Origin of the sequence: Nitrobacter sp. 62-13, assembly GCF_001896955.1 — a bacterium.
In the GTDB taxonomy this organism is placed as follows: Bacteria; Pseudomonadota; Alphaproteobacteria; order Rhizobiales; family Xanthobacteraceae; genus Nitrobacter.
Genome location: NZ_MKRN01000181.1, coordinates 1,897 through 27,403, shown reverse-complemented (window position 1 = coordinate 27,403; position 25,507 = coordinate 1,897). Strand labels below are relative to the sequence as shown.

Annotated in this window: 22 protein-coding genes and 3 pseudogenes; 10 read left to right on the top strand and 15 right to left on the bottom strand. The window is 59.3% G+C overall.

The window, feature by feature from the left end; all coding sequences use genetic code 11:
- The 4 genes and pseudogenes from BGN91_RS13410 to BGN91_RS13395 all read left to right on the top strand — a co-directional run.
- Positions 1-211 (top strand): annotated as a pseudogene (locus tag BGN91_RS13410) (hypothetical protein); the annotation flags it as partial.
- A 35-nt stretch (positions 212-246) separates the two neighbouring features.
- A pseudogene (locus BGN91_RS13405) lies at positions 247-473 on the top strand (hypothetical protein); the annotation flags it as partial.
- 321 nt (positions 474-794) lie between these two features.
- Positions 795-1,067, top strand: a complete 273-nt coding sequence (locus BGN91_RS13400) for a hypothetical protein (RefSeq protein WP_292613902.1) — start codon at positions 795-797, stop codon at positions 1,065-1,067.
- A gap of 33 nt (positions 1,068-1,100) precedes the next feature.
- Positions 1,101-3,266, top strand: a complete 2,166-nt coding sequence (locus BGN91_RS13395; RefSeq protein ID WP_292613900.1) for a glycogen debranching N-terminal domain-containing protein — start codon at positions 1,101-1,103, stop codon at positions 3,264-3,266.
- Between the two features lie 117 nt (positions 3,267-3,383).
- Here BGN91_RS13395 and BGN91_RS13390 read toward each other — a convergent pair whose 3' ends face one another.
- The 15 genes from BGN91_RS13390 to BGN91_RS13320 all read right to left on the bottom strand — a co-directional run bounded on the left by BGN91_RS13390 (position 3,384) and on the right by BGN91_RS13320 (position 18,307).
- Positions 3,384-5,210 (bottom strand): glycoside hydrolase family 15 protein, encoded by a 1,827-nt coding sequence (locus BGN91_RS13390; protein ID WP_292613898.1) that lies wholly within the window; start codon positions 5,208-5,210, stop codon positions 3,384-3,386.
- 63 nt (positions 5,211-5,273) lie between these two features.
- Positions 5,274-6,269 (bottom strand): SDR family oxidoreductase, encoded by a 996-nt coding sequence (locus tag BGN91_RS13385; protein WP_292613896.1) that lies wholly within the window; start codon positions 6,267-6,269, stop codon positions 5,274-5,276.
- A gap of 19 nt (positions 6,270-6,288) precedes the next feature.
- Positions 6,289-6,630, bottom strand: coding sequence for a cytochrome C oxidase subunit IV family protein (locus BGN91_RS13380; RefSeq protein WP_292613894.1), 342 nt, complete (start codon positions 6,628-6,630; stop codon positions 6,289-6,291).
- The gene (locus BGN91_RS13375; protein WP_292613892.1) at positions 6,627-7,262 is read right to left on the bottom strand and encodes a cytochrome c oxidase subunit 3; all 636 of its coding nucleotides are present in this window, start codon (positions 7,260-7,262) and stop codon (positions 6,627-6,629) included. Before BGN91_RS13375 ends, BGN91_RS13380 begins: the two co-directional genes overlap by 4 nt.
- Positions 7,259-8,932 carry a cytochrome c oxidase subunit I gene (ctaD, locus tag BGN91_RS13370; RefSeq protein ID WP_292613890.1) on the bottom strand — a complete coding sequence of 558 codons (1,674 nt, stop codon included), beginning with the start codon at positions 8,930-8,932 and terminating at the stop codon, positions 7,259-7,261. Before ctaD ends, BGN91_RS13375 begins: the two co-directional genes overlap by 4 nt.
- Positions 8,929-9,873: a cytochrome c oxidase subunit II gene (coxB, locus tag BGN91_RS13365; protein ID WP_292613888.1), complete on the bottom strand. Its 945-nt coding sequence runs from the start codon at positions 9,871-9,873 to the stop codon at positions 8,929-8,931. The genes ctaD and coxB overlap by 4 nt, the downstream gene beginning before the upstream one ends.
- Positions 9,873-10,532 carry an SCO family protein gene (locus BGN91_RS13360; protein WP_292613886.1) on the bottom strand — a complete coding sequence of 220 codons (660 nt, stop codon included), beginning with the start codon at positions 10,530-10,532 and terminating at the stop codon, positions 9,873-9,875. Before BGN91_RS13360 ends, coxB begins: the two co-directional genes overlap by 1 nt.
- Positions 10,529-10,921: a hypothetical protein gene (locus BGN91_RS13355; protein ID WP_292613883.1), complete on the bottom strand. Its 393-nt coding sequence runs from the start codon at positions 10,919-10,921 to the stop codon at positions 10,529-10,531. The genes BGN91_RS13360 and BGN91_RS13355 overlap by 4 nt, the downstream gene beginning before the upstream one ends.
- Positions 10,911-11,957: a hypothetical protein gene (locus tag BGN91_RS13350; RefSeq protein ID WP_292613881.1), complete on the bottom strand. Its 1,047-nt coding sequence runs from the start codon at positions 11,955-11,957 to the stop codon at positions 10,911-10,913. The genes BGN91_RS13355 and BGN91_RS13350 overlap by 11 nt, the downstream gene beginning before the upstream one ends.
- On the bottom strand, positions 11,954-12,475 hold the full coding sequence (locus BGN91_RS13345; protein ID WP_292613879.1) for a cytochrome c: 522 nt from the start codon (positions 12,473-12,475) through the stop codon (positions 11,954-11,956). Before BGN91_RS13345 ends, BGN91_RS13350 begins: the two co-directional genes overlap by 4 nt.
- Positions 12,472-12,996, bottom strand: a complete 525-nt coding sequence (locus BGN91_RS13340) for a DUF3341 domain-containing protein (RefSeq protein WP_292613877.1) — start codon at positions 12,994-12,996, stop codon at positions 12,472-12,474. The genes BGN91_RS13345 and BGN91_RS13340 overlap by 4 nt, the downstream gene beginning before the upstream one ends.
- Positions 12,993-14,381, bottom strand: a complete 1,389-nt coding sequence (nrfD, locus tag BGN91_RS13335) for an NrfD/PsrC family molybdoenzyme membrane anchor subunit (protein ID WP_292613875.1) — start codon at positions 14,379-14,381, stop codon at positions 12,993-12,995. Before nrfD ends, BGN91_RS13340 begins: the two co-directional genes overlap by 4 nt.
- Complete coding sequence (locus BGN91_RS13330) at positions 14,378-17,224, bottom strand: 4Fe-4S dicluster domain-containing protein (RefSeq protein WP_292613873.1); 2,847 nt, start codon at positions 17,222-17,224, stop codon at positions 14,378-14,380. The genes nrfD and BGN91_RS13330 overlap by 4 nt, the downstream gene beginning before the upstream one ends.
- Positions 17,221-17,877: a cytochrome c3 family protein gene (locus BGN91_RS13325; RefSeq protein WP_292613871.1), complete on the bottom strand. Its 657-nt coding sequence runs from the start codon at positions 17,875-17,877 to the stop codon at positions 17,221-17,223. The genes BGN91_RS13330 and BGN91_RS13325 overlap by 4 nt, the downstream gene beginning before the upstream one ends.
- Before the next feature lie 52 nt (positions 17,878-17,929).
- Positions 17,930-18,307, bottom strand: a complete 378-nt coding sequence (locus BGN91_RS13320; RefSeq protein WP_292613869.1) for a sensory rhodopsin transducer — start codon at positions 18,305-18,307, stop codon at positions 17,930-17,932.
- Between the two features lie 502 nt (positions 18,308-18,809).
- Here BGN91_RS13320 and BGN91_RS13315 point away from each other — a divergent pair.
- From BGN91_RS13315 to BGN91_RS13290, 6 genes and pseudogenes are all read left to right on the top strand, one after another.
- Positions 18,810-20,594 carry a thiamine pyrophosphate-requiring protein gene (locus tag BGN91_RS13315; protein ID WP_292613868.1) on the top strand — a complete coding sequence of 595 codons (1,785 nt, stop codon included), beginning with the start codon at positions 18,810-18,812 and terminating at the stop codon, positions 20,592-20,594.
- Position 20,595: 1 nt separating this feature from the next.
- On the top strand, positions 20,596-21,690 hold the full coding sequence (locus tag BGN91_RS13310) for an enolase C-terminal domain-like protein (RefSeq protein ID WP_292613867.1): 1,095 nt from the start codon (positions 20,596-20,598) through the stop codon (positions 21,688-21,690).
- Positions 21,691-21,699: 9 nt separating this feature from the next.
- Entirely contained in the window at positions 21,700-22,701 is a 1,002-nt protein-coding gene (locus BGN91_RS13305; protein WP_292613866.1) for a hypothetical protein, read from the top strand.
- Positions 22,694-23,350, top strand: coding sequence for a gluconate 2-dehydrogenase subunit 3 family protein (locus tag BGN91_RS13300; protein ID WP_292613865.1), 657 nt, complete (start codon positions 22,694-22,696; stop codon positions 23,348-23,350). The genes BGN91_RS13305 and BGN91_RS13300 overlap by 8 nt, the downstream gene beginning before the upstream one ends.
- Positions 23,340-24,986 (top strand): GMC family oxidoreductase, encoded by a 1,647-nt coding sequence (locus tag BGN91_RS13295; protein ID WP_292613864.1) that lies wholly within the window; start codon positions 23,340-23,342, stop codon positions 24,984-24,986. The genes BGN91_RS13300 and BGN91_RS13295 overlap by 11 nt, the downstream gene beginning before the upstream one ends.
- A 5-nt stretch (positions 24,987-24,991) precedes the next feature.
- A pseudogene (locus BGN91_RS13290) lies at positions 24,992-25,507 on the top strand (calcium/proton exchanger); the annotation flags it as partial.

Sequence of the window (25,507 nt, the reverse complement as noted above, 5' to 3'; positions counted from 1 at the left end):
ATCGCGTGGCGTTCCGTAAGAAAATCTATCGGACCATCGATGAGCTGCAGAGCGATCTCGATGGCTGGATCTGGGTCAAGGAGTACAACGAAACGCGCCCGCCTCAGGGACGATGGTGCTACGGCAAAAGCCAATGCAAACCTTCCTTGACGCATTGCCTGCACATTCCGGTGATGACGACCATGCGTTCCGGTGCATAGCGACCACTTGATCCTGCCGATGAAAACCAGGCGGCGCGTGACCCAGATGGCGCCGTTGGATCATGTTTTGATCTCAGTATGGTTAACCTATGAACAAGGCTTATCGGTCCGAGTGATCTCGGATCAGCAAGACCTCGGTTCCACTTATCTGCTGCGGGCGCGCGAAGCGGGATTGATCTGGCCGCTGCCGCCGATCTACGCGGACGAGGCGGCGTTTGCAGCGAGCGTTGTTCCGGCGTGTCGGACGGCCCCCCGCAGGACCTGGGCGAACCGCTCAACGGCGTCGTTACTACTGAACTTTTCGATCTGAACCACGACGAGGCGATCGATTTCGTTCCAGTAGCCCGCACCCATGGCTCTCAACCGGACTGTCGCTTCGGATATTTCGACCGTTTCAAATACGTCCAGTCTTCCAGGTCGTGGGCGGTGCATTCGAACCGGTCGCCCAATCCGATCTTCGTTTCGTGAATCGCGGGCGCATTGCCAAGGGTCAATCCAACCTCCCCTCATTGAGCGCCTCCCGAATGAGGACTGAAAGCGAGCGACTGCTATTAGTTCCGAGGTTGCGCACAGCAATCACGCCGGCCGTTGTGAATGTTTCATCCTCTGGGCACGCCGCCGATGAGTCCGGATTCCCACTCCAAACAAGGAACCAAAAAGGTCAATCTTGGTTGCAATTGGGGGGCCAGTTTCCATTTGCTCGGTCGATATTGCGATGCACTTCCCGGGATGCGGTGCTTAAAAGGCCGGCAAATCGCTTCACGGCGCATTTTCGTGGCCGAGCCGCAGCGGACTATGCTGGAAGAATTCTTCGTCGCCGACGTGCAGCTTTACCTCCGAGACGAAGCCAGCCAGCTACTTGGATAATGCCCCGTTAGATGAAGCGAAGAGACCAAAAAGTTGACCCTGGAGATCACAGTAGGTCCGCCCCAGATTGCCATCAACCAGGGACACAGCGTGCTGATCACGGAGCGCGACGGGCAGATTCCGTGTCCCTCCAAGCTGGGACTGTATTTCTTTGACACGCGGCTTATCAGCAACTGGATGATCTACGCGAATGGCATGTCCTGGCAGCTTCTCAACAGCGGCAATCTTTTCCATTATGCCTCTCGCATATTCCTGACCAATCCCGCCATCGCCACCGAGCAAGGCAGCATCCCGCCCCATACGCTTCAACTGACCGTCAGCCGTTCGATCGATGGCGGATTGCACGAGGATATCGATCTTGTGAATCACGGAATGGTGCCGGTCCGCTTCGAACTGGAAATAATGGTCCGGAGCGACTTCGCTGATCTATTCGATGTCAAATCAGCGAGCGTGGTCCGTCGCGGCCGGATCACGACGCAATGGTGCGACGACGCGCCATCGCTTAGGACCGTCTACCGCAATAAGGATTTCTGCCGCGAACTGTCGGTCGCGGTCAGGCAAAATGACTCGACGCCCGTCTACGCGAACGGGCGGATCAGCTTCGAAGTGGATTTGCAGCCTGCACAGGCCTGGCATACTTGCCTTCTCTTTGAATTGGGCGATGGAAAGGTTCGCGCCAAGGCCCCTGACGAGTGCATTGCCGACGTCAAGCGCTCGCGGGTCGGCCAAGGCCTCGAGAATTGGCAAGACAGCGTTCTCAAAATCGAGACCAGTAACGAAGGGTTTCGTCGGCTTTTCCGGCAGGCTGTGGAAGATATGGCCTCTCTGCGTTTACCGATCGAGGGAGACCACGGTCTCGACTTTGTACCGGCGGCGGGCGTGCCCTGGTTCGTCGCTTTGTTCGGCCGCGACAGCCTCATCGTTTCGTTGCAGAATGCGTTGGTGTACCCGAGTTTTGCGCGAGGCACGCTCGACATCTTGGGCGCTCGCCAGGCCACGAAATGCGATGACTTCCGGGACGCCGAACCGGGCAAGATCCCACACGAATTGCGCTTCGGCGAACTGGCGCATTTCAACGTCGTGCCGCATGCGCCTTATTACGGCACGGCCGACGCCACCGTGCTTTATCTTATCGTATTGCACTCGGCCTGGCGCTCGACCGGAGACCGGACGCTGCTCGACCGGCACCTTCCGACCGCGCAGCGATGTCTCGATTGGATTGATCAATATGGCGACCGCGATGGCGACGGCTTCCAGGAATATCAGACGCGTTCAAGCGCGGGATACGAAAACCAGGGCTGGAAGGATGCCGGCGATGCCGTCCTTAACGTAGACGGTTCGAAGGTAAAGGGACCGAAGGCGTTATGCGAAATCCAGGGCTACGTTTACGACGCCTGGCAGCGGATGGCGGAAATATTCGACGAACTCGGCGAGAAGGATGCAGCCGGAAAGCTTCGTGTAAAGGCACGAACACTCTTCGACCGCTTCAACGAGGCGTTCTGGGACGAAAGCTCGGGGTTTTATGCATTCGCGCTGGATGGCGATAAACGAAAGGTTCTGTCCATCGCGTCGAATCCTGGACATTGCCTGTGGTCGGGGATCGTATCGCCCGATCGCGCCGATAGGGTGGTGCGCCGGCTCATGGCCGCCGATATGTGGAGCGGATGGGGCATCCGAACCTTGTCGGCCGATCATCCCGCCTATAACCCCTTTTCATATCAGAATGGATCGGTTTGGCCGCACGACAACAGCCTTATTGCACTCGGCTTCCGACGCTACGGATTCGCCGCGGAGGCCATCCGTATAGCCCATGCTGTCAGCAACGCGGGAAGCTACTTCATGCAACATCAAATGCCGGAGCTTTACGCCGGGCTCGGGCGCAACGCGATGAGTTTCCCGGTGCAATACCTGGGAGCGAACGTTCCCCAAGCCTGGGCGGCCGGCTCGGCATTCTTCTTCCTCCAGGCCATTTTGGGCCTTCAGCCGAACGCTCCCGAGAACAAACTCTATGTCGACCCCGTACTGCCGGACTGGTTACCGGACATAACTATCAAGGATCTTCAGCTTGGTCAGGAAAAGTTCGATATCCAATTCCGCCGCGACGGTCTCGCCACCCGCTGGGAGGTTCTCAAGGGAGACGCCGGCGCGGTCGTGAATAGCAGCTTCGCGACGGGTCGGCATTTGCATTGCAATAGGTAAGAAAGGATAGGTGTGGGGCATTGCAGGTGCCAGAGGCTTGCCGGCGGCGGGCGCGTCTATCGCTGGTCAGCGCAGGCTTTCGATCTGGATCCTTGCATGCCGCGACTTTCGTAACCTCTACGGCTGGACTGGATTCCGATCCGGCGTGACGTCCTTGCCGGCGCGTTGATCGGATGATTTGTCAGCGCGCGAAAGGTTATGCGCCGTATTGATAAGGGAAATGTGAGAAAACGCCTGCGGAAAATTTCCCACCAGACATTGCTTGCCAGGGTCGTACTCCTCCGATAGCAAGCCGAGCTCGTTGCGAAGGCCGAGCAGCCGCTCGAATAGCGCTTCGGCCTCCTGAACACGTCCCAGCATCTGATAGGCATCGGCCAGCCAGAAGCTACATGCCAGAAACATGCCCTCTCCCGGAGGAAGGCCGTCACCGGCGCGGCTGGTATCATAGCGCCGAACGAATCCGTCAACCAGCAACTCCCGTTCGATTGCTTCGACGGTGGACCGCACGCGCTCATCGGTCGCTGGCAGAAAGCCTATCGAAGGAATTCGCAGCAGGCTGGCATCCAGTTCTTTGCCGCCATAAGCCTGAACGAAATATCCGAGGTCGCGATCATAGCCATTTGCGCAAACATTTTGGTGAATATCGTCCCGCACGCGACGCCATTCCTCGACGGAACCTTCAAGCTTGAACTCCTGCGCGCTTTTGATGGCTCGATCGAATGCCACCCAGGCCATCATTTTCGAGTACGTGAAATGACGGGGTTCAGCTCGAATTTCCCAAATCCCGGAATCGGGCTGTTGCCAGGTGAAAGCCAGGTGCTTGAGAAGCGCGCATTCCATCTCCCAGGTAGGTTCACTCGCCGGAAGGCCGCCGCGCCGCGCCTGATAAAGTGCGTCCATCAATTCGCCAAAGACGTCGAGTTGTAACTGGGCGTGAGCGGCATTGCCGATGCGCACGGGCTTTGAATTTCCGAAACCGCGTAGCCACGGCACTTCCCACTCCCACAGCCGTCGCTCGCCGCCGACGCCATACATGATTTGCAGTTGGTCGGGATTTCCGGCGACAGCGCGGACTAACCAGTCGCGCCAGGCGCCGGCCTCCTGAAAATACCCGGATTCCGTGAGCGCCAACAAAGTGAGGGTGGCATCCCGCAGCCAGCAGAACCGATAATCCCAATTGCGGCTCCCGCCGATCTTTTCCGGCAATGAGGTTGTGGGCGCCGCCACGATGCCGCCGCTCGGCGAAAAGGTCAGCGCCTTGAGCGTAATCAGTGAACGCAACGCTGCTTGCGACCACTTCCCAGCTCCTTTGTATGTGGATGACCACTTGCGCCAGAACTGTTCCGTCTCGACAAGCGCGGCGAAAGGGTCAGGCGAATCCGGAATTGGCAAATAGGAAGGAGCGTGTGTGAGGACAAACGGCACTTGCTCGCCGGCAGCCACGGTAAACTCGGCCACGGTTTTCATGTCCTCGCCGTGACAGGACACCGGCGTGCTGAGCAGGAGCATGTTTGCTCCGGCAATGGCGCGCAGTACGCCGTTTTCCAATCGGCTGATCCAGGGGACAGCGCAGCCGTAGTCGAAGCGAATCACTAGCTCGCTTCGCATGGTGACTCGACCCTCAACGCCGACGACGATTCGTATTACGTCCGAGGCATGGCCTTTCGGCGGCATAAAATCGATCAGTCGAACAGTTCCTTCGGCATTCGTGAAGGTGGCCTCAAGGATGAGAGTGCCGCCGCGATATCGCCTGTCGGTGACTTCGGCCAACCCCCGCGGAGCGATCTGCCATCTGCCGTTTTTCGGCTCTCCAAGCAGCGCGGCAAAACAGCTGTCGGAATCGAAGCGCGGCAGACACAGCCAGTCGATCGATCCGTTCCGCGCGACGAGGGCCGCGGCTTCGCAATCGCCGATCATTCCGTAGTCCGCAATATGATCGACCAAGGACCGACCTCTCTATCGGAAATTGACTGTTCTCATGGCATGCCGACAATTCATGGAATAAGCTCATGCGCGTCGCGAACTCGCGATCGCGATCAAACCGGCAATGCCGACGATCAAGGCGCACGCAATTCCCGCCCGTAGTCGAGCGGGATCAAAGCTCGCGACCTCGCATTGAGCAGAGCGGTCGAAACGCCCGTGGACTCCCGGATCGCTCGGAACCGGTTCAAACAGATTGTCACGCCGGTCCGGCGAAGCTGGTTCTTTGGTCATTTGCCCGCTGTAACCCTCGCTTGCGAGAATTCGATCGCCCAGCAACGGCAGCAACATGCCGCCGAATATGGCTTTCAGCGCCGATCTTCCAATCCATAGCTCACGTGGAGCCTCGAGTGCCGCGCGCACGATCTCTTTCGCGATGGCTTCTGGCTGATAGATCGGCGGCACCGGTTGCAGTTTGCGCGGCAGCCGCGAGCGAGCCCAATCGAATTGCGGCGTGTTGACAGCCGGGAGCTGAACCATGGTCAAGCGGATACCGCTTTGCTCGTGCTCCAGTTCACTGCGCAGCGCGTCGGTAAAGCCGCGAATGGCGAACTTGGCGCCGCAATAAGCCGACTGCAGCGGAATGGCACGGTAGCTCAGTGCGGAGCCTACCTGAACGATCGTACCCCGATTGCGAGGCCGCATATGCTTGAGCGCAGCCATCGTGCCATGGACCTGCCCGAGATAGGTGACCTCTGTAACTCGACGAAACTCGTCCGGCTGGATCTCCTTGACCGGCGCGAAGATCGTGACCATCGCATCATTCACCCAGACATCGATGTGACCCCACTCCGAAATCACCTGATCCGCCGCCGCAAACACCGCGCTGGCATCAGCGACGTCCAGAGCGAGTACGAGAGCGCGACCTCCGGCCGCCTCTACGTCACGTCGCGCGCTCTCGAGACCTTCTTTGCCGCGCGAGATCAAGGCTACGTTCCAGCCGTTTTGCGCGAAAGCGATGGCCACCGCGCGGCCAACGCCGGCGGATGCGCCGGTGACAACTACTGTGCGTCGGTTGGACATTTTACGGCCTCCATCTGTCTCAACGGTTGCGATCGAGCGATTGTTCCAGACCCATCGTTTGTGAATGGGCGCTCTGGAATTGACGGCCCGCCAACACATCGGTGAGAGTCAGAACGAACAGGATCGCGAGCCAAAATACACCCGCCGCCGCGGCTAACCTGATGATCGACGGTGAACTGCCGAGCCCCATGAAGATGACGACGACGAGCGTGACTTTGATGCTGGCGATCGCGAGTCCGACCACCACGTTGAAGATACCCAACGGAAGATGCGCCGCCCCAAAGGTGAGGCCAAGCAGGGAAAGGAGCGCCAGCCAGGCCAGACCGTTCTTTCGCCAGATCGCGGATATTTGCGCTCTCATGATCGTCCCATAAGGTAGATTAGCGGATAGAGGATAATCCAGATCACGTCGACGAGATGCCAATATAACGCGGTGACCTCAACTTGCGGATTCTCACGCAGGTGAACTCTGCGCAAAGCGCCGAATATCGCAAGGCGGCCGATCAGTCCGACACCGATGCTGAGATGGATCGCGTGGACCGCTGTCATAATCCAATAGAGTGCAAAGAAAATCTGCGCTGCGGGTTCTTTCAGCGCAAAGCTTTCGCCGGGTACGAGATGTTTACGGATGTCTTCTGCGTATTCAAAGCCCTTGAACACCAGGAACATCAGGCCAAAGACAACGGTGGCCCCGAGGCACCAGATCGTAAGGCGCCGCATGTCCGCCTCGGCAGCCCCGGCAGCCACGGCCATGGTGAAACTGCTTGTCAGCAGGACGGCCGTGTTGGCCGTGCCGTACCAGAGATCGGTTTCCCGGCCCGCCGTGATGAACACCTCAGGGTTGGCAAGGCGGTATGCGGCGTAGAGCAGCAGCAGGCCGCCGAAGAACAGCAGTTCGCTGGCCAGAAATACCCAGAGGGCAAATGTCGCGGCTTCACGCTGTCGCGAAAGCTCCTTCCAGGGCGGGCGGAGAACATCGGTCGGCGTGTTCACAACTGCTCCCCCTGTGTGCGATAGTTTTCACCGATGTGTTCCGGCGCGAAGCCCTCCGGATGGTATTGGTAAGGAGCCCCTTCGACATGAGGCGTCACCGGGAAATTATCCCGGGGAGGTGGTGAACTCGTGTTCCATTCGAGACCGGTGGCGTTCCAGGGATTTCGGCCAGCGCGTCCGCCCCAGATCAAGGACCAGCCCAGATAAAGCGGCGGCAAAAGGTAGGCCGCCGCAAGCACGAAAGCTCCCGCCGAGGACAGCACATTGTAGATTTGAAACTCGGGTGGGTAGACATGGTACCGCCGCGGCATGCCCAGATAGCCGACGATGAACTGCGGAAAGAATGTAAAGTTGAAGCCGAAGAACATCAGGATGGCTGCGAACCGCGCCCAAACATCGGGATAGAGTCGTCCGGTGATCTTCGGCCACCAGTAGTGCAGCCCAGCAAAAAAAGCCGACACCGTTCCGCCGACCATGATGTAGTGGAAATGCGCGACCACGAAATAGGTATCCGTGACGTGAACATCGATTGGGATCGAGGCGAGGAATAGTCCGGTCAGCCCCCCGATCGTGAACAGGCCGAGGAAGCCCAGAGCGTAAAGCATTGGTGCTTCGAAGCCGATCTGGCCCCGATAAAGGGTAGCCGTCCAGTTAAACACCTTGACGGCGGATGGCACCGCGACGACGAATGACAGAAAGGAGAAGACAATGCTCGCGTAAGGCGACTGGCCCGATACGAACATATGATGGCCCCAGACGAAAAAGCCGATCACTGCGATCCCGACCATGGCGTAAACCATGAAGTCGTAGCCGAAAATGTGGCGACGCGCGAAGCATGTGATGACTTCCGAAATCACCCCCATTGCCGGCAGGACCATGATGTAGACCGCAGGATGGCTGTAAAACCAGAACAAGTGCTGAAACAGCAGCGGATCACCGCCAAAATCGGGATTGAAGATGGGCAGATTTAGCCAGCGCTCGGCGATCAAGAGAAGCAGGGTGATGGCGAGTACGGGCGTCGCCAGCACCATCACAAGACTCGTCGCATACATCGCCCAGACAAAGAGCGGGAGGCGGAACCAGGTCATACCCGGCGCGCGCAACATGTGCGTTGTCACGATGAAGTTCACGCCCGTGGCGATCGACGAAAATCCCGCGATGAACACGCCGAGCGCTGCTGCGATGACGTGCGTATTGGAGAACATGGTGGAGAAAGGAGTATAGAAGGTCCAGCCGGTATCGACACCGCCCGCGATCAGCGCATAAAGCGTAAACGCACCGCCAGCCAGTATGAGATACCAACTGAACAGGTTGAGCCGGGGGAACGCGACATCCCGCGCGCCGATCATCAGCGGCAGCAGGAAATTGCCGAACGTGCCGGGAATCGATGGCACCATGAAAAACCACACCATGATCACGCCATGGAAAGTGAAAAGCTTGTTGTAAGTATCGTCTGAAAGCAGATCGCCCGCCGGTGTGAACAGTTCGATCCTGACCAGCGAGATCGCAATGCCGCCGAGAAAAAAGAAGAACGTGATCGTCGCCGCATAGAGGATGGCGATGCGCTTATGGTCGGTCGTGGCAAACCACGATGACACGGTGTGCCCGGCCCCGAGATAGCTGGGTTCGGAGGGAAGCGGAAGTTCGCCGCTGATCGCAATGCCGGTCATGGCCTGTCTTTCTTCTTTGCCGAGAGCGAGCGGATGTAGGCTGTCAATGAGACGATGTCGCCGTCGCCAAGAATCCCGGCGTAACTCGGCATGATCGGTTCGAATCCAGCGACAACATCCCGCCGCGGCATCAACATCGAATCGCGCAGGTAGGCCTCGTCGGCCGTGACGGTACGGCCGTCCGCGAGTTGAACCTTGCGCCCGTACAGGCCGTTCAAATCGGGGGCGTGAACCGTGGACGCTTCGGAGTGACAGCCGGAGCATCCGCGTGCCCGGAAGATCGCCTCGCCTGTTTTCGCAAGACCATCGCTCTGTGGCTGCGCGGCGAGCCACTGAGCGTAAGCGTCCTTCTGCATCACCACGATCCGACCGATCATGCGCGAATGTTCGCTGCCGCAGTATTCGGCACAGAACAGATGAAAGGTCCCGAGCTTGGTCGGCCGAAACCAGGTCTCGGTATAGCGGCCTGGAAGAACGTCCTTTTTCATCCGGAATGCTGGAACGAAAAATGAGTGGATGACGTCTTCCGATGTCATGACGAGCCGCACCGGCGTATCGAGCGGCACATGCAGTTCGTTGATTTCACGCGCGCCATTTGAATGCTGGGTCTTCCACATCCATTGCTTGGCGACGACATGGATTTCGAGTGCATTTCCTGGCGGGACCAGCGTCGACAACTGGGTCGAACTGACCCACCAGAAAATGAATAGCGCCAAGAACAGCGTCGCCGACGTCCATCCGATTTCGAATTGCTTGCTCATGACCGCCGGCATCGCGCCGCGCTCGGCTTTCGATCCGCGCCGGTAACGGATCGAGAAGATCAGAATCAGCACCGCTACCAGCAGGATGATAGCGCCCGACAATGCCAGAAGCGCAAAGTAGATGTGGTCCGTGTGCACGGCCTCGGTTGACGCGGCTATTGGCATAAAGACGGACAACATCAGCCAACGCCCTTGGTCGTACGCCGGCGTTTTTCGAGAATCGCGATCGAACCAAGGACACCAATGACGGTGAGTCCGGCGAGAACTTTCAACCTTCGCGCGATCGCAGGCGTGTAGACGCCATGGGCGGCATCAAATCCGTAGCAAAGCAAGGACAGACGATCTGTGAATGTTCCAATTCGTCCCCCGCCCGCCTCGACCAGCGCGAGGCGCAGGTCTGTCGGGTTGAGCGCGAGACTAGCCAGGCTTCTCGAAACCCGGCCATCAGACGTCAGGACCAACGCGCCGGCGGGATGGGCGAACTGATCCGCGGCGGCATCGTATCGATAACGATAGCCGAGGGCGTCGGTGAGCCCATGCACGTTACCGGCATTGCTCCGAAACAGAGTTGTAACGCGTTCTGCAAGCGCAGGCCCGCAAATGGGCCGGCACATGAAGTCCATGAACAATAGAAGACTCGGCCGTCCGCCGATCACCTCGCGCAAGGTCACGCGCTTGTTGTCAATATCACGAAATGTCAACGAAAGCGGCGCGCTCGCACCGGCTGGCGGCGCGAGCGACACCCCGTCAAGCTCGCTGCGGGTCAATTCGGCCCGCGCACCGGTCATGATAACTAGCGCAAAGACCATGACGACAATCGCGGCAAACAGCGGCTTCACCGCGACTTTCCTCCGTTTGCACCGATAGGTCGGTTGGCTGAAATATTCAGCTCGATTGGTGCATAGGCATTGGCGCCCCGCGCCACGATACGATTCATTGCTTCATCGATCGGAATGGTGGCGATGCCCCTCTCGCGATCGACCCACGTGAAACGGCTGAGCTTGTCGCGTTGTTCAGCCTGCAGCCTGGCAAGATCGGCGACATCGTTCGTCTGAAGCTGCGGCTTGGCAAACGGGGTCGGCGGCACGAAGATCGTCTGACGGATCTCTTCGCTGTAATAGACGCGCAGAAAAACCAGCGAAATCGCGATGAAGACCAAAAACCCGATCGCCGTGAACAGCACGGCCCGCGTGGCGACGCCAGGTGTCTCGGGCCGGTCATTTGGCATGAGCGCCTCCGCTCAACCCGGAAACAGCGCGATCGAACAGGCCAAGACCGATGCCGATGAGGGCGACCATGGCGATCAGCGCCGCAACCATCGCTCCGCTCCCGAAAGCAGGCGCGATCAACCACGCCACATGCAGAAAAACACCGAGCAGAATCAGGCTGCTGACCAGGCGAAGCGCGCGACGGCTCTGACGGACGCTCTGGTTTAGAAGCAAGCAAAGCGGCAGCAGCGCCCCAATTGTGACGGCGGCCGCGAGAAGCCATTGCCAACCACCGTGTGCCCGCGCCAGATACCATGCAGCCTTGTCCGGCAGATTGCCGTACCAGATGACGATGAACGACATCAGGCCGAGATAGACGGTGCCGAGCACGGTCGCGATGATGAGGCCAGCCAGATCGGCAATGGCGCCGGATTGCCGCGGCTCCGGTCCGGCCATTGCGGCAAAGGCGAGTGCGGACAGAAGCTGCTGAATCGCAATGACCGCGGCGAATGCTGACGAGGAAAACTTGCTATCAATCGACAACACCCAGTCCACGGCAACGAGGCTGATGACGATCGCATGAAAGGCAAGGCCAAGTCCCGCCATCAGCTCCGTGCAGCGCCCCTTGACCACCGCGATGGCAAGCACAGACCACCCGGTCAGAGCAACCGTTGACCGCAACAGGAAGGCAGGTTGGTTCAGATAGAGGTGCGCCACCTCCGGCCGGAGGGTCGATGCGTCCGCTGCCCAGCGGTACGGCGCAGACAAACCGAACGCCAGCGGCAGAAATGCGATCGCAAGGAACGGCACCATGGAAGTGGCGGGAACTAGTATCGACTCCACCGCTGTTCCCCAGCGCCCTCCCGTCAGCCGGTGGATCAGCAGCAGGACAAGACTGCCGATCGGGATACTGCTGACGAACACGAACGCGATCAGCCAGCCTTGCATCACGGATTTTGGACTCGCCGCGAGGCCGACGGCGAGGGCTACGAACGCGTAGACTGCTGCGATCAGCATTGGCCGCCGCCAGACAGGACGTGCCACGTGCTCGCTCATGGCATTTTCTCCCGCGCCCGCGGCACGCCGGCAATTTGAGCATAACGAGACTCCTGCAGGGCGCGGATGTACGCAACGATGGCCCAGCGATCATGCGGGGGAACGCGGGCGGCGTAGGAATACATCACGCCGTACCCGTTGGTGATGACGTCGAAGAAATGGCTGGCCGGCGCTATCCTCAACCGATCTGTGTGATACGAGGGCGGCGCAGGAAAGCCGCGTTGAACGATCATGCCGTCACCGTCACCGGCGAGACCATGACAGGGCGAGCAGAACACATCGAAATCTTCACGGCCCGTCCGCATCAGGGAGTTAGTTACGGGCGGCGGCTCTTTTGCATTCCTCGCACGGGCAAGATCGCCCTGCGCGACAACCCCCGCGGGCAGCGGCTGGGCCTCGCTGCCGTTAGGCCATAATTTTGAAGGAGCATAGGTGTCATAGCGGTTCTGCTGCTGCATCGATTGGTTGTCGCAGCCGGCGACGACAAGCGCGAATGCAAACAGAAGCACCCTTCTCATGATCCCTGCTCCCTCACAGCGAGAGCGCCGGAATGCATCAGAAGTTCGCGAAGCGAGGCGCTGCGCTCTTCCTCACCGGTCTGCACGGCAAGAAGAAAGAACCGGTCCTGACTCGCGCGTTCAAATTGCGCCGTGTCGAAAGCGGGATGATGGAGGCACGGCAGCCGGCAGTTCCACAGGAATGCCGCGAAGCCGCTCAATGCTGCGGCCAGCATGCCGACTTCAAAGGGAACAAGAAGGAAAACCGGCCAGCTATTCAGCGGCCGTCCCCCCGTGTTGAGCGCGTAATCGATCGCCGAACTGTACCATTGCAGCAAATAGGCGAAAGCCGCCATCGCGAGACCGCCAACAAGCATCGAATGCCGGATTCTGGATGGCTTCGCGGCAAGGATGCCGTCCAGCTCAGGCAAGCGGAACGGCGTGAAGGCATCTAGAAGCTGATGTCCCTCCCGCTTCAGGCGCACGGCCGCGCCGAGCAAGCTCTCCGCGTCGCGGAATTCGGCAACGAGCGGCTTTGTCATGCCACGTGCTCCTCGCGGCACAGCTTGCGCAACTCGTTCATCGGCACCGCCGGGATCAGGCGGACAAAGCAGAGAAAGAAAAATACGAACAGGCCGACCGGACCAAACAATAGCGCCCAGTCCCATAGCGTCGGATAAAACAGCCGCCAAAGCGAAACCGCATAGCCGTGGGAGAGCGTGTTCCAGATGATGAGGATTCTCTCCAGCCACATGCCGATATTGATGCCGATTGCAATCAACACTACAAACGAGACATTACGTCGGACAACGGCGAACCAGAGCATCTGAGGCAGCACGCAATTGAATAGCAATTGCGTCCGGTACAGCGGTGCAGAGCTTCCGGTGAACAGGAACGTGACAAGCGAACGGTCCGCCGGGGCGCCTGCGTACCAGGCCATGAACCACTCAGTCGCGTACGAACATGTCATCACAATCGAAGCCAGCAGCAGAATCTTCGCCATCGCATCGAAATGATGGACCGTGATGATGGCCTCGAGCCGCAATCCCCAACGCACGAGCGCTGTCAAAATGATGACGGAGGCAAAACCGGAAAACAGCGCGCCGACGACGAAGTAGGGTGGAAAGATCGTCTCCTGCCATCCCGGCATCAGGCTCGCCGCGAAATCGAGGCCGACGATCGAGTGCACGGACACTACAAGCGGAACGGCCAGAGCGGCGAGTGTGATCTGCAATGTCTCGTAGCAGCGCCAGTGATGGGCCGAACCTCGCCACCCGAGTGCGAACGCTCCGTAGAACGCCTGCCCAAAGGCGGTGGTTGCACGGTCGCGCATGGTGGCGAGATCGGGCAGCAGGCCGACATAGAGGAAGAGAATGGAGAACAGGAGATAGCTCAGGATGGCCCAGAAGTCCCATACTAGTGCGCTGCGCCACTGCGGCCACAGCAGCATGGTGTTGGGATAGGGCGCCAGCCAATAGAAGTATTGCGGTCTGCCCAAATGCAGGATCGGAAACAGGCCCGAGATCGAAACCGCGAAAACCGTCATGGTCTCGGCGAAGCGATTGACCGATGCGCGCCAGCGCTGACGCGTGATCAGCAGCATCGCCGAAATTAGGGTGCCGCCGCTTCCGATCGCGATCCACCACACATAGCTGGCGATGGCATATCCCCACACCACAGTGGAATTGACTCCCCAGACGCCGATGCCTTCGGTGAACAGCACGTAGATGGCCACGAGGGTCACAACGACGAACAACCCGCTCACGCCGAAAGCTATCCACCAGCGCCGGCCTGCCGTTCGGAGCAAAATCGGGTCAGCAACGAGGGCGGTCACCTCGCCGTAACTGGCATGCTCCGCGGCGATCCAGGGGTGAGCAGGATTGGTGGGTGCGGAGGCGATTGCGGGAGCGGAGGCGATTGCGCTCATGAATGCTCCCCTTTGAGCGCGCCGTTCAGGTTACGGAGGTCCGCCAGATAAGTAGTGCGCGGACGGGTATCGAGGTGACCGAGCAGCTCATAATTCCGCGGACCGCTCTTGAGACGTTTTGCTACGCTGTCTGGGTTATTGAGGTCGCCAAAGGTGATAGCCTGTGTGGGGCACGCGCTCTGGCAGGCGGTGACGACCTCTCCCTCGGCAATCGTGCGATCCTCTTTCTTCGCTTTGCGCCGGGCGCGACTAATACGCTGGACGCAGTAGGTGCATTTTTCCATTACGCCGCGTTGACGGGTCGAGACGTCCGGGTTGCGTTGCGCCTTGATCGTCTCGGCACCGAGGTTGGCGTATTCCTGGCCGTCCGCATAGCCGAAGAAGTTGAAACGCCGTACTTTGTAGGGACAGTTGGCCTCGCAGAAGCGCGTGCCGACGCAGCGATTATAAACTTGCGCATTCAGGCCCTCGCTGTCATGCACGGAGGCGGCGACAGGACAAACCGGCTCGCACGGCGCGTTTTCGCATTGCATGCACGGCACAGGCTGAAATCCGGTCACGGGATCTGCCGGCATGTCGTGGTCGTAAATATCGACGCGCAGCCAATGCATGTCGCGGCCACGTGCGATCTCCTCGGGTCCGACGACAGGCACATTGTTTTCGGCCTGACAGGCGACCAAGCAGGCATTGCAACCGATGCAGGCCGCGGTATCGATCACCATACCCCACGCATAAGTGTCGGCTGCTGCGGGCGGATAAAATGTCGGCAGCGAAGGGGCCTCCGCGTCTGACCTGGCCGCGCTTGCGAGATCGTTCAGCCATCGAACCGGATAGAGGTCGCGCGCCAGCCCCTCAAGACGGACGTGGTTTTGGGTCGTCAGGATCTCCTGCCGCTTTCCGGCGGCTGCGATGGTAACGCCTTCGATCATCCACAGTGCATCGGATGTGCGAAGGCGGTATGCATCGGCGCCGATCGCGTTGCCGATCGCGCCGGCGTTCCGGCGGCCATAGCCGAGCGTGAGATTGATGACGCCGGGTGGACATCCGTCGCTGACGAGAACCGGCGTTTGAATCACACGGTCTTTCAAGGACAGGCGAACCACGTCGCCGGTCTTCAGGTTCAGTCTCCTTGCGTCGGCGGCGCCGATCGACAGCGCATTGCCCCAGACCTCCTTGCTGATGGGCCTGGGACACTCCTGGAGCCAGGGGCTATTGGCAAACCGGCCGTCCCATACGCTGGAATCGGGAGACAGGACCAGTGCCAATTCGTTCTGCGTTTCATCAGTCGACGTCACCTCCGGGCGCGTTGGCGCCGCCGCGACAACGGACAAGGGCGCGGTGCCAGCCACCACGCCATCGTGCAAGGTTTGCCGCCACCAGTCTTCAAAGGAGTCTCCTCCGACTGGTCGCCACGTTTCACGAACGAGGTCGTACGACGAAACGGCATCCTGTCTCGCCAACATCGTTAAAAGATCATGAGCAGAGCGGGTCTCGTACAGCGGCCGGATCAGCGGCTGCGCAATTGCCGCTGTACCATCGATCGCGCGTAGATCCGACCAGCTTTCGAATGGATGGGATTGCGGAAGATGCCACTGGCACAATCCCGCTGTCTCGTCGGCATACAAGCCGAGATGAACGCTGAAGGGAACCTTGCCGAGGTTAGCAGTAATCGATAGATCGGCCGGCGCGTCATAGCCCACATTGCTGTCGAGAATCACGAGCGTTTCGACCCGTCCGGCCTGAATGTCTTCAGCCAGGGCTGCCAACGTGGACGGTTGATGCTCTGCCGAGCGGTCGAACGGTGCTATAAAGTCCTGTGGAGCGTCGAGTTGGGCGTTGATCCAGTGAGACAGGGCATGAATTTCCGCGCGCTGCGAGCGTCCCGTCAGAATCAGCGCGCGACCTTTGTGCGCGATGAGATCTTGCGCCGCTGTATTGACAAAGCGCTCTGAGGACGGCGGAAGGTTCGGCTGAGCCATCCCCGCTCCCATGACGTTGGCGACTGCGATTGCAATGTCGGAGACGCCGGCAGGATGCAGCGCCAGGCGATGATCGGCCTTGATCTTGGTCAGCGTGGGTGCACTCGCTGCGACATAGGAGCGCGAAAAACCCCGGGCATTCTTCGGATTTCTGGCCTCAATCCAGCGCCGCGCGTTGACAATTTGACTTGGGCCCGGCCCCAGCGGGTCCGCATCGAGACAGAGCATCACTTCGGCTTTGTCGAGACGCGGCAGTGCGTGCAGCGCCCGCCCAAACGCCAGCTCCGTGCCCTGGCGCTCCAGGCTATCGTCGACCGGTTCATGGACGTGCCACATGGCCTTCGGATAACGTGTGAACAGGTGATCGATCTGGCGTAGCAATGTGGGCGAGGTAATGCGTCCAGTTAGCAGGCGGAGGCCTGCACCCGCGTTCACGTCGTGCTTTGCCAGCTGCGGCAGCAGCGCGGCACGGAATGCATCCCAAGATGCGATACTTCCCCTCAGGATTGGTGTCCGCGACCGGTCCGGATCGTACAATGACAACACCGCCGCTTCGGCAAAAACGTCCGTCGCTCCAAGGCTGGAAGGGTGATGCGGATTGCCCTCAATCTTGATCGGGCGACCGTCCACCGAGATGCCCATGATACCCAGGCCATAGCCGCCCATCGGCAGGGTGGTGGCGAATCGCAGCGGTTCGCCGGGCACGAGACCTTCCGGCATCGTCACGTAGGGGACGATTTCTTCGACCGGCTTGCTGCATCCGGCAACAGCGAGCGCCATGTGCGCGGCGAATATCCGAAGGGCATCTCGCCGCGAAAGTCGCAAGATGTCTTCCGGGTTGGTTCCAGACAAGCCGGGTTTCATCGATGACACTTTGAACAATCCGTGAGATGGGTCGTATCGATATGATATTCGCGCATGAGACGGCGTCCTTCCGCGATCTGGTTTTTTGGCGGCTTCCACTTCATGTCGAAGATTTTGTCACGCGGGCGGATCTCGGTTTCGGGATTTCGGTGACAATCCAGGCACCAGCCCATGGTCAACGGCGCCGCCTGCCGCATCAGCGGCATCTGGTCGACTGCGCCATGACAGGTCGAACAACCGACGCCCTTCGCGATGTGGATGCTGTGATCGAAGTACACGTAGTCGGGAAGCACATGGACGCGCTGCCAGCGAATTGGCTTGTTATTGGCAAGGCTCTCTCGAACCGGGACCAGCATCGCGGCATTGGTCCAAAGCTGCGAATGACAGGTCATGCAGGTTTTAGTGGGAGGAATTCCCGCAAAACGCGCGACCGATACCAAGGTGTGGCAATAGCGACAATCCAGCCCCAAGCCGCCGATGTGGTGCGCATGACTGAATGGCACCGGCTGCTTCCGGGTAACCGACTGGTTCGTGACATAGGGCGATGCCATCAGCGAGAACCCAAGGCCAACGGCGAGAACCGGGACCGCACCAAGCGATGCAATGACCAGCAATGCGACAGTGTTCGCTGCCGGACGAAAAACCTGCGCCACTTAATACCTCGCGCCGGTGACTACCTCGTGGTCAGCTTTCTCCAGACTTAAATTATGCGGCAAACGCGATAGTCGAGAGCAGCGCAATATTCGGATTTCTGGAATCAAGTCTGGTGTGCTGTATAACGACCGGCACCGTCGATTCGATCACCGACGCATAGCTGGTATCGCGCGGCACCAGTTCCGGATCTTTCAGATCGTTGAATCGCAGATGCAGCGTTCGGCGCGCGCCAACTTTCATTCGATAAGGGCCGCACGGCTCCCGATCCGTGAAAAACAGCGTGATTGAGATTTCAGCATCCTCGTGGGAGGAATTGAGAATGCAGGCGGTCTCATGTGAAACAAGCGCAGGATCACTACTGACGCTCTGGCCGGGAATATAGCCCTCGGGGATCACCCAGACTTTACGTCCGACGGATAGAGCGCTCATAGACTTGGCCTTTTCAGGGCGAGACTCGGCGCGGGGCCGTTTGCTTTTTGTATGTTTTGCAAATGAGCCGGCATGTCGTTCATGATCACCTTCGACGTCAGACCGATGTGAAGATGACTGGTCAGCGCGGCTCTGTCGCGACCTTCAGCAAAACGTGAATGTGAAACGCGGGCTCTTCTGGCAACTACGGTACAACGTCGTGTCTCCAGACCCACCGCGGGGGTCCGTTGGCCGTGATCATTTCTCAGGAACTGATGATGCATAGCGAATGGCGGAAAAATTGATGTCATTCACAATCGTGCGGTTAAAAGAAAGTTCCTGCAAGATCCGTTCGACTGTCCACAAAAGCGTGAACTCCGGCGCAAACGACGTGCCGGCTGCTGACGGCGTTTGACGAATCCTCCGCCGCAGTGATTGCAACGTTCCATGTTCTTCGGCGTTGCCGCTGGGAGTTCATTAATGCGTCCCTTCACCAATTGAATACGCCGAAGGATAATTGCCAATGACCCAGAATGTCAGCGAGTTCGTTTGGCATCGGCTCTCAGAATGGGGATTGAAGCGTGTCTATGGCTATCCCGGCGACGGTGTTGGTAGCCTGGACGTGGCGTTGGAGAAGGCCAAGGACGTCATGGAATACGTGCAGGTGCGCCATGAAGAGATGGCGGCCTTCATGGCTTCCGCACACGCCAAATTCACCGGCCAAGTGGGCCTTTGCTACGCAACGTCCGGACCGGGAGCGATTCATCTTCTCAACGGTCTTTATGATGCCAAGCTCGATCACATGCCAGTGATCGCGTTGGTTGGTCAACAGGCCCGAACGGCGCTGGGCGCGAGCTATCAGCAGGAAGTAGACCTGCAGAATCTCTTTAAAGACGTCGCAAGTGAATTCGTCGGAATGGCGAGCGTGCCCGAGCAGGTTCGCCATCTCATCGACCGCGCGGTTCGAATTGCACATACCAAACGGACGGTGACTTGCGTGATCTTGCCAAACGACTTGCAGAAGCTTCCTTATAAAGACCCTCCACTAGCGCATGGCGCTACACATACCGGCATTGGCTATGCAGGCCCGGCAAAATTGCCCGACGAAAGCCTGCTTCACGCCGCTGCGGATGTGCTGAACAGCGGCAATAAGGTGGCGATGCTGGTCGGCGCGGGAGCGCTCGATGCAACGGATGAGGTGATTGCCGTCGCGGAGCGGCTTAAGGCGGGGGTCGCCAAGGCGCTGCTGGGCAAGGCCGTTCTGCCGGACGGTCTTCCGTTCGTTACCGGTTCGATCGGTCTGCTCGGCACCAAGCCGAGCTGGGATCTGATGAAGAAATGCGACACCTTTTTCATGATCGGCTCGTCTTTCCCCTACAGCGAGTTCCTTCCCGAGCCGGGTTCGGCGCGCGGTGTGCAGGTCGACATCGACGGCAGCCGACTCAGCCTGCGCTATCCGATGGACGTCAACATAGTCGGCGATAGTGCGACGACCTTGCGCGCATTACTACCTCTTCTTAAGCAGAAGACTGATGAGGCGTGGACCACGGAAATCGAGAGCAATCTGAAATCGTGGTGGGAAACGCTCAAAAATCGTGCGATGGATTCCGCAGAACCGCTCAACCCCCAACGGGTATTCTACGAGCTGTCGCCTCGTTTGCCTGACAACGCCATTATCACAGCGGATTCTGGCTCCGTCGCCAACTGGTACGCACGCGACCTCAAAATCCGCCGCGGCATGAAAGCTTCCCTGTCGGGCGGCCTCGCGTCGCTGGGCGCAGGCACACCCTACGCGGTTGCCGGCAAAATGGCATTCCCCGACCGAACTGTAATTGCGTGCATGGGCGATGGCGCAATGCAGATGAACGGCCTCAACGTCATGATCACGATCTCCAAATACTGGAAGAAGTGGTCTAATCCGAGGTTGATCGTGCTGGTTCTCAACAACCGGGATCTCAATCAGGTCACTTGGGAAGAACGCATCCAGCTCGGCGCCGGCAAGACCGAATCGACCCAGAGCATTCCGGATTTTCCTTATCATCGCTACGCCGAACTGATCGGCCTCAAGGGTATCTTCGTCGATCATCCCGACAACGTCGGAGCTGCCTGGGATGAAGCTCTGGGAGCGGACCGTCCCGTGATCCTTGAGGCCTATACGGATCCCAATGTTCCGCCGCTGCCTCCGCACATCACGTTGAAGGACGCGAAAAACTTCATGATGATGATGTCCGACGAGCCTGAGCTCGGGAGCGTCTTGAAGAACAGCGCCAAAGAACTTCTGACAAGTATCCTCCCTGGCAAGCAATGAAATGAAAATACAAGTTCCGATCGAACGGGTTCGGGCCCGGGCCTTCAAAATCCCGACTGATAAGCCGGAGGCTGACGGCACGATTGCCTGGGACGCCACGACGCTTGTCCTTGTCGAGGTTTCAGGTGGGGGAACGTGCGGAATCGGCTACACCTATTCGGGTGCATCGATCGTGACATTAATTCAGGACGAACTGGCGAATGCGATCGAAGGCTTCGATGTTCTCGATCCACAAAGCGCGTGGCTTTCGATGCAGCACTGCGTTCGTAATCTTGGCCGGGAAGGCCTGGCTGCGACTGCCATCTCCGCCGTCGACGCGGCCTTGTACGACTTGAAGGCTCGGCTCCTAAACCTGCCGCTAGCGAGATTATTGGGCGGTTATCGACGCAGCATTCCAATTTACGGTAGCGGAGGTTTCACCAGCTATTCGGATGAAGAACTTGCCACTCAACTCTCGAGTTGGGTGTGCGATGATGGCTGCGCATTCGTAAAGATGAAGGTTGGCTCTCATCCGGACGATGACCCGCGCCGGGTCGAAGTGGCGAAGCGTGCGATCGGCGATGCCGGATTGTTCGTGGACGCCAATGGCGCCTACACGGTCCGGCAAGCGCTGACTCTCGCCAAATTATTCGCGGGGCAAAACGTAGGCTGGTTTGAAGAGCCGGTGTCTTCTGATGACCTGCAAGGCCTCGCTGCGATTCGGGAGCGGATTTCAGCTCCGATTGAAGTCGCTGCGGGCGAATATGCCTACACCGTCGGCTATGTTCGTCGAATGCTCGAAGCGCATGCTGTGGATGTGCAGCAAGCAGATATCACGCGATGCGGAGGAGTCACGGCTTTCCTTCAGATCGCAGCCATATGCGAAGCCTTTCATGTCGACTTGTCCGGTCATTGCGCTCCGGCGCTGCACCTTCACGTCGCATGCGCGGCGCCGCGGTTACGTCATCTTGAATGGTTTCACGACCACGTCCGTATCGAGCACATGCTGTTCGAAGGTGCACCGGCGCCTAAAAAGGGTCGGATCGAACCCGATCTGTCGCGGCCCGGAAATGGACTCATTTTCAAAGAGCAGGATGCAGCACGTTATGCCGCATAGGGATTAGCAATGAGACGAAGCAACGGGGTAACAGCGACGCAAATCGCGCTTGGATTGGCGGCTCTCGCGGCGAGCTCCTCTCTACTTGACAAGCGTTCTCTCGCCCGAGCGCGGAAATATCGCACGGGTGAGCCTAAACAAGCCAAGGCGGTTTACGACAATCGCATTCTCGGTGGCAAACTCGATGTGCCCGCGACAGTGACTGCGGCGAAGCGGCTCAATCGCGCGGCCGGTATGCTCGCATTATCGGTGCTGGCTGACAGTGGCGTCGAGCATTATCGGGGTTCATTCAAGAACAAGGCGATGTTCACCCCGCTGATTGTTTCGGCGGCGACGCTTGGCGTCAGCGTCCATGGCACCGCCGACCGGCGCAAAGCCGCTCACATCATGCGCGACACGACCTATTTGCTGGCCGCGACCACGGGCCTGATCGGCACCTGCTTTCACTTCTACAATGTTGCAAAGAAAGCCGGAGGCTTCAGCTGGCAGAACCTATTCTATGGAGCGCCGCTCGGCGCGCCCATGGCTATCCTTCTGTCGGGCCTGATCGGATTCTGCTCCGAGCGGGTGCGTGAAACACCTCGCGGCATCACGCCTTCGATTTTTGACCTCCCCGCTGGCCGAGCGATGGCGGCGCTTACAAGCGTCGGATTGCTGGGAACGGCTGGTGAGGCCGGCCTGCTTCATTTCCGCGGCGCTTTTCATAACCCCTTTATGCTGTTGCCGGTGACGCTTCCGCCGCTCGGCGCTGCGCTATTGGCGCGCACCGCTGCCGCGGGTCCCGGCCGCCGTCATCCGTTCGTGCGCTGGTGGATGCGGCTGCTCGTGACGATGGGCCTCGCAGGAGTCGGCTTTCATGCCTATGGCGTGTCCCGGAACATGGGCGGCTGGCGCAACTGGAGCCAGAATGTGCTGAACGGTCCTCCCCTTCCCGCCCCTCCAAGTTTCGCAGGCCTCGCTCTCGCAGGTCTAGCCGCATTGGGATTAATGAGAGATCATCCCGATGCCTGATTCCAGACCTGGCACCCGCTTTCCGGGCTACGACGTGTTGTCGAAACGGCAAGGCCCGTCGTGGAACGAGAAGACCCGAGAGGTGATCGCCAAGCGCCTGGCCACTGCATCAGAGCCACGATTCTTCACCGCCGATGAATTTCTGACAGTCGTTGCAGCAGCAAGCCGGATCGTGCCGCAGCCGCCGACGCGGCGGCCAGTTCCGATCGCCGCGCTTGTCGATCGAAAATTACACCTGATGCAGTCCGACGGTTACCGGCTGCCGGGTACACCGCGCGACGGTGAGGCTTGGCGACTTGGCCTCAAAGCCCTTGATCTGGAGACCCGCGTTGCATTTGGCGTTCCCTTTCACATCTTGAAAGAAGCGGATCAGGACTTTCTGCTCGCACGCATGCAGAGCGGAGAACTGCGAGACCCCGCATGGACCGACATGGCGTCTGACGTATTTTTCCGGATGCGTTTGGCTAGAGACATTGTCCTCGCCTATTACTCCCATCCGACAGCCTGGAGCGAAATCGGCTGGGGCGGTCCCGCGAGTCCGCGCGGATACGTGCGGATAGACTATGACGAGCGCGATCCCTGGGAAGCCGCGGAAGTTAAGGGCGGAAACGTCGTAGCCGCACGCCGGAAGAACAATCGTGTCAGATGATCCCGGTACCACTCCACGCGCCGTCGATGGCCGCGCGCCCGATGTGTTTCACTTCGGCGGATGGGTCCCGATGCGACAATATCGGCAAAGCGAACCCGTCGACTTTGTCATCGTGGGCACTGGCGCTGGCGGCGGCACGCTAGCTTGCCGTCTTGCCGAGCATGGCTTCTCCGTCGTGGCAATGGATGCGGGTCCTTATTTTCGGCCGCTCGAGGACTTTGCGTCGGACGAGTCGGAACAGACCAAGCTGTATTGGACCGACGACCGCATCGTCGATGGAGCCAATCCGCTCCAGATGGGCGGCAACAACAGCGGCAAAGCGGTCGGCGGATCGACTGTGCACTTCGCGATGGTCTCGCTCCGTTTCCGTCCCGAATGGTTCAAATCCCGCAGCCTTCTCGGCTATGGCGCTGATTGGCCGCTCGATTGGCGCGAGATGTGGCGCTATTACAGCGAGGTCGAGGACGCGTTGAAGATCGCAGGCCCGATCACTTATCCCTGGGGTCCGCACCGGCCGCGATACCCCTATCGGGCCCACGAGCTCAATGCCGCAGCACGCGCCCTTGCCGACGGTTGCGAAGCATTGGGCATCCAATGGACAGAAACGCCCATTGCCACGCTTTCGGCGCCACGCGGCCTGGCGCATCCATGCGTATATCGCGGATTTTGCACATCGGGCTGTTCCACCAATGCCAAGCAAAGCGCGCTCGTGACATGGATTCCGCGCGCTATCGCCGCCGGCGCCGAAATCCGCGATCTCGCAATGGTCGGCAGGATCGAAGCTGATAACTCGAATCTGGCAACGGGCGTCCATTACCATCGCGACGGCCAGTGGCGCTTTCAGCGTGCTCGCAATGTCGTCGTTGCGGGCTATGCGATCGAAACGCCGCGGCTGCTTTTGAATTCCGCAACCGATCGTTTCCCGGCCGGGCTCGCCAATAGCTCCGGCTTGGTCGGCAAGAATCTAATGGTGCAGTCGAACCAGGCTGTCTGGGGGACGATGGAGAGGGAAGTGCGCTCCTACAAAGGGCCGCCGTCGCTCGCCATCACCGAACATTGGAACTACGAGGATAAGGGTAAGGATTTCTTCGGCGGCTATTGCTACATGAGCCAAGGCCCCCTGCCGCAATTATGGGCGAATACCCTGCTGAGCGCCCGCGGACTCTGGGGGCCGCATCTGATCAGCGAGATGGAGAACTACAATCACGTCGTCGGTTTGAAGATCGTCGGCGAAATGTTGCCACAGGAGGCTAATCGCGTCACGCTTGCCGATGAGACGGATCAATATGGACTGCGGATTCCCCGCATCACCTATTCCTGGTGCGACAATGACCGGCGCCTGATCGACCATTCGCTCGCGTTCATGACCGAGGCGCTCGAGGCCGTCGACGCAACCGACATCTGGCGTCAGAATGATGACACCTGTCATCTGAACGGCACGGCGCGGATGGGGAATGATCCGCTCACCAGCGTCGTCAATGCCGATTGCCGGAGCTGGGACATTCGCAACCTCTGGATTTGCGATGGCTCGGTCTTTCCCACCGTTGGCGGCGTCAATCCCTCGCTGACCATCCAGGCGATCGCATGCCGGACGGCCGACCGCATCAAGACGATGGCCCGGCGAGGCGAACTTTAGCCGCGATGAAAACAACAGTTCATCAAACGCCAAAGCCGGCGCTTCTCGTCAGTCTGCTGGCGATCGTTCCGTTGTCGCTGGGGCTAAGGTATTTCGCGGCCTCTCCGTTCTGGATTTTTGTGGCAAGCGCCGGAGGGGTTGCAGTCCTCGCAGAATGGATGCGGCGCGCAACGGAGCAAGTTGCCAAGCACGCCGGGCCGGCGGTCGGCGGACTTCTTATGGTAAGCTTCGGAAGCATCGCCGAGTTGCTGCTGGCGCTGTTCGTGCTGGCGAGCGGCGAAGCCGCGGTCGTTCAGGCGCAAATCGCCGGATCGATCATTGGGACCAGTCTATTCGGCTTGGGTTTGGCCATTCTGGTCGGCGGCATTACACGACAGCGGCAGAAATTCAATGCTGGCAAGGCCGGCCTGCTTTCGACGCTTCTAATCCTAGCCGTCGTCGCGATGCTGTTACCGGCCGTGTTCGACTACACCGGCCGTCTCGAGGGTTACGCGCATGATATCCGCATCACCGATGAAGAG